The organism is Streptomyces camelliae (assembly GCF_027625935.1).
GTDB lineage: Bacteria > Actinomycetota > Actinomycetes > Streptomycetales > Streptomycetaceae > Streptomyces > Streptomyces camelliae.
In genome coordinates this window covers 3,584,538-3,599,677 of record NZ_CP115300.1, presented here as the reverse complement: position 1 = coordinate 3,599,677, position 15,140 = coordinate 3,584,538, and the positions used below count along the sequence as shown (strand labels likewise).

Sequence of the window (15,140 nt, the reverse complement as noted above, 5' to 3'; positions counted from 1 at the left end):
CGGTCACCGGTCGATCAGCTCCTGACGCGGCTCGTCGCCGTGGGGTGGCCCGGCACCTCGCCGGGCCACCCCACGGCCGACCAGAAGCCCGCCGCCCGCCCCGGCGACCAGCCCGGCCACCGCCCACCACACGCCGTCCGGCACCCGGTCCGGGGCGCCCGGCCCGCTTGCCACGGCCGACCCGAGCAGTCCCGTCCGCTCCGCCTCCCGGAACACCGCCGCCGGTACCTGATGCCACCGGATGTCGTCGTCCACCACCTCCGGCGACGGATCCGACCGCACCCAGGCCGTGCCGTCGGCCGCGACGAACAGCTGGTCCTGCCGTTCCACGGCCACGTCACCGCCGGGCGCCCGATGCGTCTGCGGCCACCCCCCGACCCCCGTCAGACCCCACAGCACGGTGACCTGCACCGCCGGATAACGCCCGTCCGACCAGGCCTGCGGCACCCGCTCGGTGCCCGTGAGGTCCGGTCGCAGCAGCTCACGCAGACGGGTGAAATCCGGCTCGCCGGAGCGCAGCGCCCGGGTCCGCCCCGCGTCCCCCGTGACGACCAGTGCCAGATCCGGCTCGTCACCCCCCTGTCCGGGCGCCGCCGATACGGACCCCGCCCCGGCCGCCCCCAGCACCGGCACCAGACAGGCCAGCCACACCGCCGCACGCCTGCCCCACCACGCTCTTCGCCCAGCCATCCCGCGTCCCCCGCCTCCCGATCCTCCCGCCCCTTCGTACCCGCGGGGACGCGATCGGTGTCAGGCTGTTTCCCGTCCGTTTCGGACCGCTCTCCCGCACCTGCGAGAATGGGCACCATGGCTTCTGCTGACCGACCTCGTGTGCTCTCCGGCATCCAGCCCACCGCCGGCTCGTTCCACCTCGGCAACTACCTCGGCGCCGTCCGCCAGTGGGTGGCCCTGCAGGAGACCCACGACGCGTTCTACATGGTCGTCGACCTGCACGCGATCACAGTCCCGCAGGACCCGGCCGAGCTGCGCGCCAACACCCGGCTCGCCGCCGCCCAGCTGCTGGCCGCCGGCCTGGACCCGGACCGCTGCACGCTCTTCGTGCAGAGCCACGTCCCCGAGCACGCCCAGCTCGCCTGGGTCATGAACTGCCTCACCGGCTTCGGCGAGGCCAGCCGCATGACCCAGTTCAAGGACAAGTCCGCCAAGCAGGGCGCCGACCGGGCCTCCGTGGGCCTGTTCACGTACCCGGTCCTCCAGGTCGCCGACATCCTCCTCTACCAGGCCAACGAGGTGCCGGTCGGCGAGGACCAGCGCCAGCACATCGAGCTGACCCGCGACCTGGCCGAGCGTTTCAACGGCCGCTTCGGCGAGACCTTCGTGATCCCGTCGCCGTACATCCTCAAGGAGACGGCGAAGATCTACGACCTCCAGGACCCGTCGATCAAGATGAGCAAGTCGGCGTCCACGCCGAAGGGCCTCATCAACCTCCTCGACGAGCCGAAGGCCACCGCCAAGAAGGTCAAGAGCGCCGTCACCGACACCGACACCGTCATCCGCTACGACGCCGAGAACAAGCCGGGCGTCAGCAACCTGCTCACCATCTACTCCACCCTCACCGGCAAGTCCATCGCCGAGCTGGAGCGGGAGTACGAGGGCAAGATGTACGGCGCCCTGAAGACCGATCTCGCCGATGTGATGGTCGAGTTCGTGACGCCGTTCAAGGAGCGCACCCAGCAGTACCTGGACGACTCCGAGACGCTCGACTCGATCCTGGCCAAGGGCGCGGAGAAGGCGCGCTCCGTCGCCGCGGAGACCCTCGCGCAGGCGTACGACCGCGTGGGTTTCCTGGCGGCGAAGCACTGAGCCGGCTGCCGCACCGGGCAGAGCGCTGCACATCACTTCCTCTGCGCCTGCCCACAGGACATTCGTGGCCGTACAGTCGATAGCCGACGGCCCGGACGACTCGGCCGAGAAGACGACAGGAGACGACGTGGGGACCGTAACGATCGGCGTGTCGATCGCGGTCCCGGAGCCTCACGGCAGCCTGCTCCAGGAGCGGCGCGCGGGCTTCGGCGACGCCGCGGCGTTCAGCATCCCCACGCACGTCACGCTGCTGCCGCCGACCGAGGTCGACGCGGCCGTGCTGCCGGCCGTCGAGGCGCATCTGACCGGGGTCGCCGCGGTGGGCCGCCCGTTCCCGATGCGGCTGTCCGGCACGGGCACGTTCCGCCCGCTGTCGCCCGTCGTCTACGTCCGCGTCGTCCAGGGCGCCGAGGACTGCGCCCTGCTCCAGCAGCGGGTGCGGGACGCCTCCGGGCCGGTGGCGCGCGAGCTGCAGTTCCCGTACCACCCGCATGTCACGGTCGCGCACGGCATCGACGAGGCCGCCATGGACCGCGCCTTCGAGGAACTGTCCGGCTTCGAGGCCGAGTGGCCGTGCACCGGCTTCGCCCTCTACGAACAGGGGCCGGACGAGGTCTGGCGCAAGCTGCGGGAGTTCACGTTCGGGAGGTCTGTCGTACCTCCGCAGGCGGGCAGTGCCGACGTCGAGCGTGGGACGATCGTCAGCCGCTGACCGGCTCACCGGACCGGCAGCCTCCTGAACAGCCCCCTCGGTGTGTGCCGTAGCGCCGACATCACCACTCTGAGCAGGCCCGGCACCCATACCGTCTCGCTGCGGCGGCGCAGGCCCAGTTCGATGGCCGTGGCGATCGCCTCGGGGGTCGTGGCGAACGGGGACTCCGGGCTGTGGACGGAGCCGGGGCGTACGACCATGACGTGGACGCCGGTGCCGTGCAGGGCGTCGCCGAGGCCCTGGGCGAAGGCGTCGAGGCCGGCCTTGCTGGAGCCGTAGATGAAGTCGGCGCGGCGGGCCCGTTCCCCGGCGACGGAGGACAGGACCACGAGGGAGCCGTGGCCCTGCGTCTGGAGGGCGCGGGCGGCGACCAGGCCGGCGCAGACCGCGCCGGTGTAGTTGGTCTGGGCGACCCGCACCGCGCGGACCGGTTCGCGCTCGTCCTGGGCCTGGTCGCCGAGGATGCCGAAGGCGAGCAGCACCAGGTCGATGTCGCCCTCGGCGAACACCTTGCCGAGAACGGTCTCGTGGGAGTCGGGGTCGAGGGCGTCGAAGCCGACGGTGCGGACGTCCGCACCGAGCGCGCGCAGGCTCTCGGCGGCCTCGTCCAGCGCGGGGGAGGGGCGGCCGGCCAGCCACACCGTGTGGGTGCGGCGGGCGATCAGCCGGCGCGCGGTGGCCAGCGCGACCTCGGACGTGCCGCCGAGGACGAGCAGCGACTGGGGGAGACCGAAGGCGTCCTTCACGTCAGTTCCTAGGTGTCAGAGGGCGAGTCGGCGGGCCAGGTCGGAGGCGAACACCCCGCGCGGGTCGAGCCGGGCGCGCAGGGCGCGGAAGTCGGCCGCGCGCGGGTACATCGCGGTGAGCAGGTCGGGGCGGAGCCGGGCGTCCCGGGCGAGGCCGACCCGGCCGCCGGCCGCGGCGACCTCCTCGTCCAGCCCGTCGAGGAAGCCGGGGAGCCCCGGCAGCGCGAGGGGGAGGTCCAGGGAGAGCGACCAGCCGGGCGCGGTGAGGGAGAGCCAGCCGGGCCCGGCCTCCCCGAGGGGATGCAGGACGGCGTGGCAGGACGGGAGCCGCCGTCCCGCGAGGCGCCGCACGATCCGGTGCAGGGCCTCCTCCTGGCCGTGGCCCACGGCGAACTGGTAGCGCACCCGGCCGCCACGGCCGTACGGGAAGACGTCCTGCGGGGTCAAGTACGCGGCTGACGGCCGGAGTTCGCGGGTGCGCGCGCGGGGCGCGGCGCGGTAGTGGATGCCGGAGGGGAGGAGGGAGGGGAGGAGGGAGCCGAGGGGCGGGAGGCGGCGGGGGCGCGGGAAGAGCGGTCCCCGCCACGCGCGCGTGCCCGTGGCGCGGAGGGCGCCCGGCGGGGTGTGGCGGGCGCGGGTGAGGATCCCGCGTCCGGTGGCCGCGCCCCGGGCCGTCAGGTCGATGCGGGCGGCCGCGTAACGGCGGTCGTCGTGGCCGGCGGTCGCGGTCAGGCGGGCCAGCACCTCGTCCAGGCTGCCGGCGCGTTCGGTGCCGACGGTCAGGTACGCCGTCTCCACCGGCAGCAGCCGGACCGTGGCCGTCAGGATCACCCCGGTCAGGCCCAGCCCGCCGGCGGTCGCCTCGAACAGCTCGGTGCCCGGGGTGACCGCGAGGACCTCGCCGTCGGCGGTGAGCAGCTCCAGGGCGAGCACCTGGCGGCCGAAGGAGCCGACGGCCCGGTGCTCGGCGCCGTGCAGGTCGGCGCCGATCGCCCCGCCGACGGTCACGTGCCGGGCGGCGGGGAGCAGGGGCACCGACCAGCCGAGCGGGAGCAGGACCTCGGCCAGCCGGAGCAGTGGGACGCCCGCGTCGCACAGCACGATGCCCTCGGCCGCGTCGACGACATGGACGCGGTCGAGGCCGGTCATGTCGAGAACGGCGCCGCCCGCGTTGCGTGCCGCGTCTCCGTGGGCCCGGCCCGGACCGCCCCGGGCGACGGCGCCACGCGCCCCGCACGCGCGGACGGCGACCGCGGCCTCCTCGTACGTCCGCGGACGGATGACGGACACCGTGTCTGCAGGCATGTCGGTGACCGTATCGTCCTGCTATGGGAGGTTAGTTACTGAACATTCCGCACGCTGCACACAACGGGTGATTAGTGGGATGTCATACGAGCGGGCGGGCAGGGGCAGGAACGGATCATGGACTGGCTGAAGAGACTCCCCGGCATCGGGCCGGTCGTCACCTGGCTGACGACGACCCACGCGTGGCACTGCTACGAGCGCCTCGACCGGGTGAAGTGGTCGCGGCTGGCCGCCGCCATGACGTTCATCAGCTTCATCGCGCTGTTCCCGCTGCTGACCGTGGCCGCCGCGATCACGGCCGCCACGCTCAGCCCGTCCCGGCAGAAGAGCGTCGAGCACAAGGTCGCCGAGCAGTTCCCGGGCGTCATCTCGGACCAGCTCAACATCACCGCGCTGGTGCACAACGCCGGCACCGTCGGCCTCATCGCGGGCGCCCTGCTGCTGCTCACGGGCGTCAACTGGGTCGGCCAGATGCGGGACTGCCTGCGCACCGTGTGGGAGCTGCCGGACCGCGAGGAGAACCCCTTCCTCGCCAAGGCCAAGGACACCGGCATCCTCGTCGGCCTCGGCGGCGCCCTGCTCGTCACGTTCGCCGCGTCCACGCTGGCCTCGGCCGCCGTCGGCCTGGTCTCGCGCCACCTCGGCCTCGCCGGGTACGGCTGGGGGAGCGTGCTGCTGCGGATCGCCGCGTTCGCCGTCGCCGTGCTCGCCGACTTCCTCGTCCTGCTCTACGTCCTGACCCTGCTGCCCGGCGTCGAACCGCCGCGCCGCCGCCTGCTGGTGGCCGCCCTGCTCGGCGCGGTCGGCTTCGAACTGCTGAAGCTGCTGCTCAGCGGCTATATCCAGGGCGTCGCCGCGAAGAGCATGTACGGCGCGTTCGGCGTCCCCGTGGCCCTGCTGCTGTGGATCAACTTCACCGCGAGACTCGTCCTGTTCTGCGCCTCCTGGACGGCGACGGAGAACGAGGAGGGCGGGGAGAGCGAGCCGGCCGGGGTCACGGGCGGTTCCGGCGGCGCATCAGATCCGGCAGCGGCCAGCGGCGGTTGACCAGGAAGGCCGCGCCCGCGAGCAGCACCAGCACCCCGCCCGCGATGGCCGCGGCGATGCCGATCCCGGAGTGGGAACCGCCGCTCGCGCCCGCCACCGGCCTGGCACCGGTTCCGCCGCTCCCGGCGGTCTTCCCGGCACCGGAGGCGCTCGGCGCGGGGCTCGGCTCGGCGCTCTTCGGCGGCACCAGCTCGCCCACCGGCTGCACCTTGCCGGCCGCCTGGAAGCCCCAGTCGAACAGCTTCGCCGTCTCCTTGTAGACCTCGTTGTGCTCGTGCTTCTCCGGGTTCATCACCGTGACGAGCAGCACCCGGCCGCCCCGCTCGGCGACCCCGGTGAAGGTGGCGCCCGCGTGCGTGGTGTTGCCGTTCTTCACGCCCGCGATGCCCTGGTAGACGGGCACGTCGGAGTCGCCGGCGAGCAGCCGGTTGGTGTTGCGGATCTCACCGGAGCCGAACTTGGCCTGCACCGTCGAGCAGTAGTCCCGGAAGTCCTTCTTCTGCAGCCCGGAGCGGGCGAACAGCGTCAGGTCGTACGCGGACGAGACCTGCCCCGCCTCGTCGTAGCCGTCGGGGGTCACCACGTGCGTGTCCAGGGCCTGGAGCTCGTCGGCGTGGTCCTGCATGTCCCGGACGGTCTGCTCGACCCCGCCGTTCATCGAGGCCAGCACGTGCACGGCGTCGTTGCCCGAGCGCAGGAACACCCCGAGCCACAGGTCGTGGACGCTGTAGGTGCTGCCCTCCTTTATCCCGACCACGCTCGACCCGTCGCCCATGCCCGCGAGGTCCGACGGCACCACCTTGTGCGTGGTGCCGCTGGGGAAGCGGGGCAGCACGGTGTCCGCGAACAGCATCTTCAGCGTGCTCGCCGGCGGCAGCCGCCAGTGCGCGTTGTGCGCGGCGAGGACATCGCCCGACTCGGCGTCGGTGACGATCCAGGAGCGGGCCGTGAGGTCCTTGGGCAGCACGGGTACGCCCGGGGCGAGGTTCACCTGGGTGCCGGGCTGTCCGAGCCGCGCGCCGCCGACGGTGGACATCCGGGCCGGGGGCGTGGCGGTGGGGCTGGTTCTGGGGGTGGGGGCGGCGAGCGCGGCGGGCGCGGTGACGGAAAGGGACAGCAGTGTGGCGGAGGTGACCAGCAGAGATCGCCGGCCGGTCTTCTTCGGTGCGGGCACGGTCGGAAACGTACCTGGACGCAGCCCCGAAGTCCCGTCTGCGACCCCACCCCCGACACGGAACGGGACACGGCACGGCGATACTGGACGTATGACGCTCAGCCGCCGCCTCTCCTGGTTCCTGCTCGCCTTCGGGGTGTGGAGCTGGTTCATCTGGATCACTTTTGTCAAGAACCTCGTCAAGGACGGCAGCGGGCTCGCCTTCCACCACGGTCATCCGACCGCGTACTTCTGGGTGCACCTGCTGCTGGCTGTCGTCTCCTTCGTATTGGGGACGGTCATCGGGGTCATCGGGTTGCGCGGCCTGCGCGCACTGCGCCGCACGTCATAGCCGCCTCCCCGGCCGAGCAGCCGCGACCCTGGCCGAAACCGCTTCCCCGCCCCCTTTCCCGCCTGTGAAGGCGCTGTGAAACCCGGAGAAAACAACGCCTCGGTAAGTTCTTGCCCCAACGGGTCAGAAAGCCCTTCCCCCAGCTCAAACACGTGTGATTAGGTGAGCCGCATCACTTGGGGGAGTGGCGAAATAGTGCTGGTCAGGGGTAGGGCCTGTAGGGGGCCTGGGGAGGGCACACCACATGCGATCTGTTCGCATGCGCATTCTCGTGACGCTGCTCGTGCTCGCGGTCGTGGGAATCGGCGGCTGGCAACTGCTGCCGTCGCAGCAGAACAAGAACAAGACGATCACGGTCGGTACGACGGACGCCGTCACGGACCTGGACCCGGCGGGCGCGTACGACGCCGGTTCCTGGGCCCTGTTCAGCAATGTCTTCCAGTCGCTGCTGACGTTCGAGCCGGGCGGGGTCGCCCCGGTCCCGGACGCGGCGCAGAGCTGCGCCTTCCAGGGCGCGGACCTGAAGACGTACCAGTGCACGCTGCGCTCCGGCATCACCTTCCCGAGCGGGCGCGCGATGACGGCCGAGGACGTGAAGTACTCCTTCGACCGGATGAAGAAGATCAACTCCGATGTCGGCCCGTCGTCGCTGTTCTCCACGCTCGCCTCGGTGACCGCCGACAGCGCCACCACCGTCACCTTCCACCTGTCCTCCGCGGACGCCACCTGGCCGCTGAAGGTCGCCACCGGTGCCGGGTCGATCGTCGACAAGGACAAGTACCCGGCCGACTCCCTGCGCAAGGGCACCGACGTCGACGGCACCGGGCCGTACACGCTGACGTCGTACACCAAGGACCAGAAGGCCGTCCTCGCGCCGAACGGGCACTACAAGGGCGACATCAGCGGCACCGGCCGCCCGGTCGAGCTGCGCTACTACACCGACTCCGCGAAGCTGGACAGCGCCTGGAAGGACGGGCAGGTCGACGTCGCCACCCGGAACCTGTCGCCGAACGTGCTCGCGCAGCTGAACCCGAGCGACCCCAACAAGCGCGTCACCGAGTCCGACAGCTCCGAGACCCGCAACCTGTACCTCAACACCCGCGCCAGCTCCCCGCTGCACGACGTACGGGTGCGCCGCGCGATGGCCTGGCTGGTCAACCGCGAGCAGCTGGCCGCGACGGTCTACCAGGGCACGGTCGACCCGCTGTACTCGCTGATCCCGACCGGCATCACCGGCCACACCACGTCGTTCTTCGACTCCTACCCGACGCAGTCCGTCGCCAAGGCCCGCGCCCTGCTCACCCAGGCCGGCGTCAGCCTGCCGGTGCGCTTCACCCTCGGCTACGGCGTCGGCCGGGGCGCGGGCAAGGAGGAGTCCGCTGCGCTGAAGCAGCAGCTGGAGGCGGGCGGCCTGTTCCAGGTGGACGTCCAGGGCTATGAGTGGACCGACTTCCAGAAGCGCTGGGCCACCGGGAAGATGGACGCCTGGGCGGTCGGCTGGGTGGCCGACTATCCCGACCCGGACACCTTCGGCGCCGCGCTCGTCGGCACCGGCTCCACGATGAGCACCGGCTACAGCAACAAGGTCGTCGACCACCTCATCCAGGACAGCCAGCAGTACGCCGACCGCAGCCGGGCCGTGAACGACTTCAAGGACATCCAGTCCGACGTGGCCCAGGACGTCCCGCTGATCCCGCTGTGGCAGCGCAAGGAGTTCGTCGTCAGCACCGAGGACGTGGGCGGCGGCCAGTACCTGGACGACGGCACGGGCGTGTTCCGGTTGTGGCGGCTGAACTGGATCTGATCAGTCCCGATTCTGCTGACCGGCCTTGAGGATCGCGGTGACGTCGAGGCTGACCTCGGCTCCGATGGACGCAGGCAGGGTGAGGGATTCGCCGGGCGAGTAGGGACGATGGTTCTCGTACCCGTCTCCTGTCGGGTCGGTCAGGACATGGAGGCGCTGATGCTTGCGGTCGACGATCACATAGACCGGGACTTTCGCACTGGCGTAGGCCTTGACCTTGTCGCGCAGGTCGGTCTTCCAGTTGCTGGAGGTGACCTCCAGTACGAGACGGAAGCAGACGGGGTCGTAGCAGTTGTTCTCGACGTAGTGGTCCTGGCAGTCGGCGTCGACCAGGGAGAGGTCGGGGATCGCGTAGTCCTCTGTGCCCGTGGGCAGCCAGAGGCCGATGCCCTGGACCACGCTCGACTCGGGTCCATGGAGACCGGCGGAGAGGAAAGGCACCATCAGGTCGGTCAGGGCTACGGCGTGAGGGCCGTCGGGGGGCGGGGACACGACGAGCTGGCCTCCGATGATCTCGACGCGGTAGCCCGGGTTGCGCTCCATGAGCCGGTTGGCCTCCGCGATCAGCGGACGCTCGCCATGGGGCCGCTCGACGGCTGCTGCGGACATCAGGTGCCTCCCGTGGGCTGGTGTCGAGAGCATCATCGTAGGCAGGCAGCACCCCGGGTGTCCTGTTCCCGCGCGTTCACCCGAAAGTGATCACTCGCCCTCCCGGCCCTTCCGCCCCGGATCCGGCAGTGCCCTCGTCATGCCCGGCAGGAAGTCCGTGAACAGCTCATGGATCTCCAGGACCAGGGGCCGCAGCACCCGGAACCGGGCGAGCGTGACACCGCGGGCGGTCAGCCGGGCCCCGCGCCGGGCCAGCCGGTAACTGCGCTCGCGCCCCTCGGTCCGGTCGAAGACCCAGTACAGGACCAGCCCCATCTGGGCGAGCCACATCAACTCCGGGAGCACGTCGCGGAGTTCGGCCGGAACCTTGGACTTCGAGCCGGCCAGCACCTCCCGGTGGATGGCGATCGCCTGCTCCCGCGCGGGCGCGCTCTCCGGCGAGAAGGGGCTGAGCGGGCTGTCGGGATCGGCGGCGTTCTTGAAGAACTGCACGGCGAACTCGTGGTACGGCCGCGCGATGTCGAGCCACACCGTCAGCACCCCCGCGAGCCGTGCCTCCAGGTCGGTCTCCCGGTCCAGGACCTCCTGGACGGCCGCCTGCTGCTCGGCGGCGATCCGGTCGTAGAAGCCCTGGATCAGGTGCTCCTTGCCCGCGAAGTAGTAGTAGGCGTTGCCGACGGAGACCCCGGCCTCCTCGGCGATGGCCCGCATGGTCGTCTTGTCGTACCCGCGCTCCTGGAACAACCGCATCGCGGTCTCCAGGATCAGCGCGCGGGTCTGCTCGGATTTGCTGCTGTTCGTTGCGGGCACGGTAGAGAAGCCTAGCCAGTGCCGGTAAGCCCCCGGTCAGCCCCTGCGTCCCAGCTCCGGCCGCTTGGTGTAGTCGGTGAAGCCGAGGACGTTCCCCCACGGGTCGGCGATCTCGACGGTCCAGCCGGTGGCCGTCGGGAACGCCTCGTCCAGCGGCGGGATCCCGGCCTCGGCCAGCCCTCGCGCCGCCGTCCGCGCGTCCGTCACCTCCATCCACACCCGGGCCGAGGGCCACGGTGGCGTCCGGTGCCCCAGCTCCTCCTCGACCCGCAGCAGAATTCCCGGCGTCTCCTTGCCGACCCGCAGCAAGGCGATTCCGCCCTCGTCGAACCGGAACCCCACCTCGAACCCGGCCCGCTCGTAGAACCCGATGGCCGCCCCGAGATCCCCGACGGGCAGCAGCACGTTGTCGAAGCCGAGCAGCTCGTACGACTCATCGTCTGACATGTCGTCAGATTAGAACCGGCCGACGGGGAAACCCGGGCAAAACGCCCGAGGGCCCCGCTTCCGGGTGGGAAACGGGGCCCTCGCCGGCACCAGGGCCGGAAGGATCGGAAGGATCAGTAGCGGCGCGTGATCAGGGCGCGCTTGACTTCCTGGATCGCCTTGGTGACCTCGATACCGCGCGGGCAGGCGTCCGTGCAGTTGAAGGTCGTACGGCAACGCCACACGCCGTCACGGTCGTTCAGGATCTCCAGGCGCTGCTCGCCCGCCTCGTCACGGCTGTCGAAGATGAAGCGGTGGGCGTTCACGATCGCGGCCGGGCCGAAGTACTGGCCGTCGTTCCAGAACACCGGGCAGGAGCTGGTGCAGGCGGCGCAGAGGATGCACTTCGTCGTGTCGTCGAAGCGCTCGCGGTCCTCCGCCGACTGCAGACGCTCGCGCGTCGGCTCGTTCGTGTCCTTGGTGACCAGGAACGGCATGACGTCCCGGTACGCCTGGAAGAACGGCTCCATGTCCACGACCAGGTCCTTCAGGACCGTCAGGCCCTTGATGGGCTCGATCGTGATCGGCTTCTCGGGGTTGATGTCCTTGATGAGCGTCTTGCAGGCAAGGCGGTTCTTGCCGTTGATCCGCATCGCGTCCGAGCCGCAGATGCCGTGCGCGCACGAGCGGCGGAAGGTGAGGGTGCCGTCGACGTCCCACTTGATCTTGTGGAGGCCGTCGAGGACACGCTCCTTCGGGTCGATCTCCAGCTGGAAGTCTTCCCAGGTCGCCTCGCCCGAGACCTCCGGGTTGAAGCGCCGGACCCGGAAGGTGACCGTGATGTACGGGGACGCGGCGGAGTTCGCCTCCACCTTGTCCATGACAGGGGTAGCCATCAGTACTTACGCTCCATCGGCTGGTAGCGGGTCTGGACGACCGGCTTGTAGTCGAGACGGATGGACTCGGCGCCGTCGTCGCCCACCTCGCGGTACGCCATGGTGTGGCGCATGAAGTTGACGTCGTCGCGGTTGGGGTAGTCCTCGCGGTAGTGACCGCCGCGGGACTCCTTGCGGGCCAGGGCGGAGACGGCCATGACCTCGGCCAGGTCGAGCAGGTTGCCCAGCTCGATGGCCTCCAGCAGGTCCGTGTTGAACCGCTTGCCCTTGTCCTGGATCGCCACGTTCTTGTAGCGCTCGCGCAGCTCGGCGATCTTCTCGACGGCCGTCTTGATCGTCTGCTCGGTGCGGAACACCATGACGTTGGCGTCCATGGTCTCCTGCAGCTCGCGACGGATCGTGGCCACCCGCTCGTTGCCGGTGGAGTTGCGCAGCCGCTCGATCTGCTCGACGACGAACGCCTCCGGGTTCTCCGGGAGCTCGACGAAGTCCGCCTTGTGGGCGTACTCGGCGGCGGCGATGCCCGCGCGCCGGCCGAAGACGTTGATGTCCAGCAGCGAGTTGGTGCCCAGACGGTTGGCGCCGTGCACGGACACACAGGCGACCTCGCCGGCCGCGTACAGGCCCGGGACGACCGTGGTGTTGTCCGACAGGACCTCACCCTCGACGTTCGTCGGGATGCCGCCCATCGCGTAGTGCGCGGTCGGCTGGATCGGGATCGGGTCCGTGTACGGCTCGATGCCCAGGTACGTCCGCGCGAACTCGGTGATGTCGGGCAGCTTGGCGTCCAGCTGCTCCGGCGGGAGGTGGGTGAGGTCCAGGTAGACGTGGTCGCCCTCGGGACCGCAGCCGCGGCCCTCGCGGATCTCCGTGTAGATGGAGCGGGAGACGACGTCACGGGACGCGAGGTCCTTCATGACCGGCGCGTACTTCTCCATGAAGCGCTCGCCGTCCTTGTTGCGGAGGATGCCGCCCTCACCACGGGCGCCCTCCGTCAGCAGGATGCCCATGCGCCAGATGCCGGTCGGGTGGAACTGGAAGAACTCCATGTCCTCCAGCGGCAGACCCCGACGGTAGACGGCCGCCTGGCCGTCACCGGTGAGGGTGTGCGCGTTGGAGGTCACCTTGAAGAACTTGCCGGTGCCGCCGGAGGCGTAGATGACGGCCTTCGCCTGGAAGATGTGGATCTCGCCGGTCGCCAGCTCGTAGGCCACGACACCGGCGGACTTCCGGACGCCGTCCTCCTCGGTGATCAGCTGGTCCAGGACGTAGAACTCGTTGAAGAATTCCACGCCTTCCTTGACGCAGTTCTGGTACAGCGTCTGGAGGATCATGTGGCCGGTGCGGTCCGCGGCGTAGCAGGACCGGCGGACCGGGGCCTCGCCGTGGTTACGGCTGTGACCGCCGAACCGGCGCTGGTCGATCGTGCCGTCCTTGGTGCGGTTGAACGGCAGGCCCATCTTCTCCAGGTCGAGGACGGCGTCGATGGCCTCCTTCGCCAGGATCTCGGCGGCGTCCTGGTCGACCAGGTAGTCACCGCCCTTGACCGTGTCGAAGGTGTGCCACTCCCAGTTGTCCTCCTCCACGTTGGCGAGCGCGGCGGCCATACCGCCCTGCGCGGCGCCCGTGTGGGAGCGGGTGGGGTAGAGCTTGGTCAGCACGGCGGTGCGGCTGCGCTTCGTCGCCTCGATGGCGGCGCGCATGCCCGCGCCACCGGCGCCGACGATGACGGTGTCGTACTTGTGGATCTTCATGATTCTCGCAGCCCCGTGCCTAGCGGATGTTCGGGTCGAAGGTGAAGATCACCAGCGTGCCCAGCAGGATGGTGAACACCGTGGCGGTGTAGAGCAGAGCCTTCAGCCACATACGGGAGGCGGCACGCTCGGCGTAGTCGTTGATGACCGTGCGCAGGCCGTTGGCGCCGTGCAGCATCGCGAGCCACAGCATCAGCAGGTCCCAGACCTGCCAGAACGGGGAGGCCCAGCGGCCGGCCACGAAGGCGAAGCCGATCTTGGAGACACCGCCGTCCAGCACGAGCTGGATCAGCAGGTGGCCGAGGACCAGGACGACCAGCACGATGCCGGACAGACGCATGAACAGCCAGGCGGCCAGCTCGAAGTTGCCCCGGGTCGACTTCGGGGTCTTCTTCGTGCGCTTGCGCGGGGCCTCGATCAGCGGGGCCGGGTTGTCGACGGTGTAGACGGCGCCGCCCTCGACGGGGCCGATACCGGACGCGGTGGTTTCAGTGGCGGACATGGGCGTCAGCTCCCGAACAGAACACGAGCGGCGTGACCGAGGACGGGGTAGATGGCCCCGACCATCAGGACGATCCACACGCCCATCACGGTCCAGAACATCTGCTTCTGGTAGCGCGGGCCCTTCGACCAGAAGTCGACGGCGATGACGCGCAGGCCGTTGAGCGCGTGGAAGAGGATGGCGGCGACGAGGCCGTACTCCAGCAGCGCGACGATCGGCGTCTTGTACGTGGCTACGACCTTGTCGTAGTCCTCGGGGGAGACACGCACGAGAGCGGTGTCCAGCACGTGAACGAACAGGAAGAAGAAGATGAGGACGCCGGTGACTCGGTGAGCCACCCAGGACCACATTCCTTCCCGGCCGCGGTACAGCGTTCCAGCCGGCACGGAAGAACCCTCCGGGAGCGGGGACTAGGGCCGCGCCGGCTTCGGTGTCGGTCGGGCCCGGCCGGGTACGGTCCACCGGCCCTCTGCATGGTATCCATGCGGCGCGGCGGCGCTTACGGGGGGCCTACCTGTGTGATCAAACTGGCACCGGATGGGTTACGGCCGGTGTTCCGCAAGCAGGCTGCGAGTCTGCCTCCGGCAAGGCGCCGGAGTTCCTCTGCCGCCACTACCCGTTCCTCCTCCGGATCGTTTGTCAATCGTGATCGGATGGCTTCGAGGATGCGGTCGAGGGATTCGTCCGGAGGGGTGTCACCCAGGTAGAGGACGAACACGTGCCCGAATCGAGCCTCGTACGCCGCGTGTGCCGCGCCCAGGGCCATGTGGGCTGCCGAGTAGGTGCCTTCGGGCAGTTCGGGGAGCGACTCTCGCGCCAGCGCCTCCGACAAGTCGGCCGGTGAAAGGTCGTACGCCGCCTCGTCCGCTGCCGCCAGGAGAGAGTCCAGGTCGGGGTAGGGGCGGTGGTCGGTGATGCGGTGGGACCAGCGCAGGCTGTGCAGGCAGTGCAGGAGGAGCGCGCGGGCCTCGTCGGCGGGTGCCGTGTTGAAGGCGTCCAGGGGCTTGGGGAGAGAGGGGAGACGATGGGCGGGCAGCGTGGGTCCTCGCGTCACATGGGTGCGGCAGGGGATGTGCTGTGAAAGGTGTGTCGTCAGGTTATCGAGAGTGGTCACAGCGTGTCCGTGAGATGCCTGAATTTCACTCGTACGGAAGAGTTTCAGAACTTCTGAGTGACGGGTGAACGGCGGAACGGTCGTAG

At 70.0% G+C, this 15,140-nt stretch carries 17 protein-coding genes; 5 read left to right on the top strand and 12 right to left on the bottom strand.

Features of this window, described 5'->3' with window-relative positions; genetic code table 11:
- Nucleotides 1-3 precede the first annotated feature (3 nt).
- Nucleotides 4-690, bottom strand: a complete 687-nt coding sequence (locus O1G22_RS16275; protein ID WP_270082025.1) for a hypothetical protein — start codon at nt 688-690, stop codon at nt 4-6.
- Between the two features lie 108 nt (nt 691-798).
- On the opposite strand from O1G22_RS16275, the gene trpS reads away from it, so the two are divergent.
- The gene (gene trpS, locus O1G22_RS16270; protein WP_428986369.1) at nt 799-1,824 is read left to right on the top strand and encodes a tryptophan--tRNA ligase; all 1,026 of its coding nucleotides are present in this window, start codon (nt 799-801) and stop codon (nt 1,822-1,824) included.
- A 127-nt stretch (nt 1,825-1,951) separates the two neighbouring features.
- The gene (locus O1G22_RS16265) at nt 1,952-2,536 is read left to right on the top strand and encodes a 2'-5' RNA ligase family protein (protein WP_270082023.1); all 585 of its coding nucleotides are present in this window, start codon (nt 1,952-1,954) and stop codon (nt 2,534-2,536) included.
- A gap of 5 nt (nt 2,537-2,541) precedes the next feature.
- Here the strand turns inward: O1G22_RS16265 and dprE2 are convergent, their stop codons facing one another.
- Both dprE2 and O1G22_RS16255 read right to left on the bottom strand, forming a co-directional pair.
- Nucleotides 2,542-3,282 (bottom strand): decaprenylphospho-beta-D-erythro-pentofuranosid-2-ulose 2-reductase, encoded by a 741-nt coding sequence (dprE2, locus tag O1G22_RS16260; RefSeq protein ID WP_270082022.1) that lies wholly within the window; start codon nt 3,280-3,282, stop codon nt 2,542-2,544.
- A 15-nt stretch (nt 3,283-3,297) separates the two neighbouring features.
- Nucleotides 3,298-4,587, bottom strand: coding sequence for an FAD-binding oxidoreductase (locus O1G22_RS16255; protein ID WP_270082021.1), 1,290 nt, complete (start codon nt 4,585-4,587; stop codon nt 3,298-3,300).
- A gap of 117 nt (nt 4,588-4,704) precedes the next feature.
- Here O1G22_RS16255 and O1G22_RS16250 point away from each other — a divergent pair, with 117 nt between their 5' ends.
- Nucleotides 4,705-5,634: a YihY/virulence factor BrkB family protein gene (locus O1G22_RS16250; RefSeq protein ID WP_270082020.1), complete on the top strand. Its 930-nt coding sequence runs from the start codon at nt 4,705-4,707 to the stop codon at nt 5,632-5,634.
- On the opposite strand, the gene O1G22_RS16245 is transcribed toward O1G22_RS16250, so the two are convergent.
- Nucleotides 5,582-6,808 carry a D-alanyl-D-alanine carboxypeptidase family protein gene (locus O1G22_RS16245; RefSeq protein ID WP_270082019.1) on the bottom strand — a complete coding sequence of 409 codons (1,227 nt, stop codon included), beginning with the start codon at nt 6,806-6,808 and terminating at the stop codon, nt 5,582-5,584. The genes O1G22_RS16250 and O1G22_RS16245 overlap by 53 nt on opposite strands.
- A 91-nt stretch (nt 6,809-6,899) precedes the next feature.
- On the opposite strand from O1G22_RS16245, the gene O1G22_RS16240 reads away from it, so the two are divergent.
- Nucleotides 6,900-7,139, top strand: coding sequence for an SCO4848 family membrane protein (locus O1G22_RS16240; RefSeq protein ID WP_270082018.1), 240 nt, complete (start codon nt 6,900-6,902; stop codon nt 7,137-7,139).
- 259 nt (nt 7,140-7,398) lie between these two features.
- A complete protein-coding gene (locus O1G22_RS16235; RefSeq protein WP_270082017.1) occupies nt 7,399-8,943 on the top strand; it encodes an ABC transporter substrate-binding protein in 1,545 nt (514 codons plus the stop codon).
- On the opposite strand, the gene O1G22_RS16230 is transcribed toward O1G22_RS16235, so the two are convergent.
- The 8 genes from O1G22_RS16230 to O1G22_RS16195 form a co-directional block, all read right to left on the bottom strand.
- The gene (locus O1G22_RS16230; protein WP_270082016.1) at nt 8,944-9,552 is read right to left on the bottom strand and encodes a Uma2 family endonuclease; all 609 of its coding nucleotides are present in this window, start codon (nt 9,550-9,552) and stop codon (nt 8,944-8,946) included.
- A 90-nt stretch (nt 9,553-9,642) separates the two neighbouring features.
- Nucleotides 9,643-10,362: a TetR/AcrR family transcriptional regulator gene (locus tag O1G22_RS16225; RefSeq protein WP_270082015.1), complete on the bottom strand. Its 720-nt coding sequence runs from the start codon at nt 10,360-10,362 to the stop codon at nt 9,643-9,645.
- Nucleotides 10,363-10,398: 36 nt separating this feature from the next.
- Entirely contained in the window at nt 10,399-10,809 is a 411-nt protein-coding gene (locus O1G22_RS16220; protein WP_270082014.1) for a VOC family protein, read from the bottom strand.
- Between the two features lie 113 nt (nt 10,810-10,922).
- Nucleotides 10,923-11,684 carry a succinate dehydrogenase iron-sulfur subunit gene (locus tag O1G22_RS16215; RefSeq protein WP_225099652.1) on the bottom strand — a complete coding sequence of 254 codons (762 nt, stop codon included), beginning with the start codon at nt 11,682-11,684 and terminating at the stop codon, nt 10,923-10,925.
- A complete protein-coding gene (gene sdhA, locus O1G22_RS16210) occupies nt 11,684-13,438 on the bottom strand; it encodes a succinate dehydrogenase flavoprotein subunit (RefSeq protein WP_270082013.1) in 1,755 nt (584 codons plus the stop codon). The genes O1G22_RS16215 and sdhA overlap by 1 nt, the downstream gene beginning before the upstream one ends.
- Nucleotides 13,439-13,457: 19 nt before the next feature.
- Nucleotides 13,458-13,940: a succinate dehydrogenase hydrophobic membrane anchor subunit gene (locus tag O1G22_RS16205; RefSeq protein WP_225099650.1), complete on the bottom strand. Its 483-nt coding sequence runs from the start codon at nt 13,938-13,940 to the stop codon at nt 13,458-13,460.
- Nucleotides 13,941-13,945: 5 nt separating this feature from the next.
- Nucleotides 13,946-14,326 carry a succinate dehydrogenase, cytochrome b556 subunit gene (gene sdhC / locus O1G22_RS16200; protein WP_225099649.1) on the bottom strand — a complete coding sequence of 127 codons (381 nt, stop codon included), beginning with the start codon at nt 14,324-14,326 and terminating at the stop codon, nt 13,946-13,948.
- A 113-nt stretch (nt 14,327-14,439) separates the two neighbouring features.
- On the bottom strand, nt 14,440-14,994 hold the full coding sequence (locus O1G22_RS16195) for a 2-oxo-4-hydroxy-4-carboxy-5-ureidoimidazoline decarboxylase (RefSeq protein WP_270082012.1): 555 nt from the start codon (nt 14,992-14,994) through the stop codon (nt 14,440-14,442).
- Nucleotides 14,995-15,140 lie beyond the last annotated feature (146 nt).

Excerpts from the sequence above, each read along its gene's own strand:
- O1G22_RS16275 (WP_270082025.1), bottom strand. The coding sequence starts at position 690 with ATGGCTGGGCGAAGAGCGTGGTGGGGCAGGCGTGCGGCGGTGTGGCTG.
- trpS (WP_428986369.1), top strand. The coding sequence starts at position 799 with ATGGGCACCATGGCTTCTGCTGACCGACCTCGTGTGCTCTCCGGCATC.
- O1G22_RS16255 (WP_270082021.1), bottom strand. The coding sequence starts at position 4,587 with ATGCCTGCAGACACGGTGTCCGTCATCCGTCCGCGGACGTACGAGGAG.
- O1G22_RS16250 (WP_270082020.1), top strand. The coding sequence starts at position 4,705 with ATGGACTGGCTGAAGAGACTCCCCGGCATCGGGCCGGTCGTCACCTGG.
- O1G22_RS16240 (WP_270082018.1), top strand. The coding sequence starts at position 6,900 with ATGACGCTCAGCCGCCGCCTCTCCTGGTTCCTGCTCGCCTTCGGGGTG.
- O1G22_RS16235 (WP_270082017.1), top strand. The coding sequence starts at position 7,399 with ATGCGCATTCTCGTGACGCTGCTCGTGCTCGCGGTCGTGGGAATCGGC.
- O1G22_RS16230 (WP_270082016.1), bottom strand. The coding sequence starts at position 9,552 with ATGTCCGCAGCAGCCGTCGAGCGGCCCCATGGCGAGCGTCCGCTGATC.
- O1G22_RS16220 (WP_270082014.1), bottom strand. The coding sequence starts at position 10,809 with ATGTCAGACGATGAGTCGTACGAGCTGCTCGGCTTCGACAACGTGCTG.
- O1G22_RS16215 (WP_225099652.1), bottom strand. The coding sequence starts at position 11,684 with ATGGCTACCCCTGTCATGGACAAGGTGGAGGCGAACTCCGCCGCGTCC.
- sdhA (WP_270082013.1), bottom strand. The coding sequence starts at position 13,438 with ATGAAGATCCACAAGTACGACACCGTCATCGTCGGCGCCGGTGGCGCG.
- O1G22_RS16205 (WP_225099650.1), bottom strand. The coding sequence starts at position 13,940 with ATGTCCGCCACTGAAACCACCGCGTCCGGTATCGGCCCCGTCGAGGGC.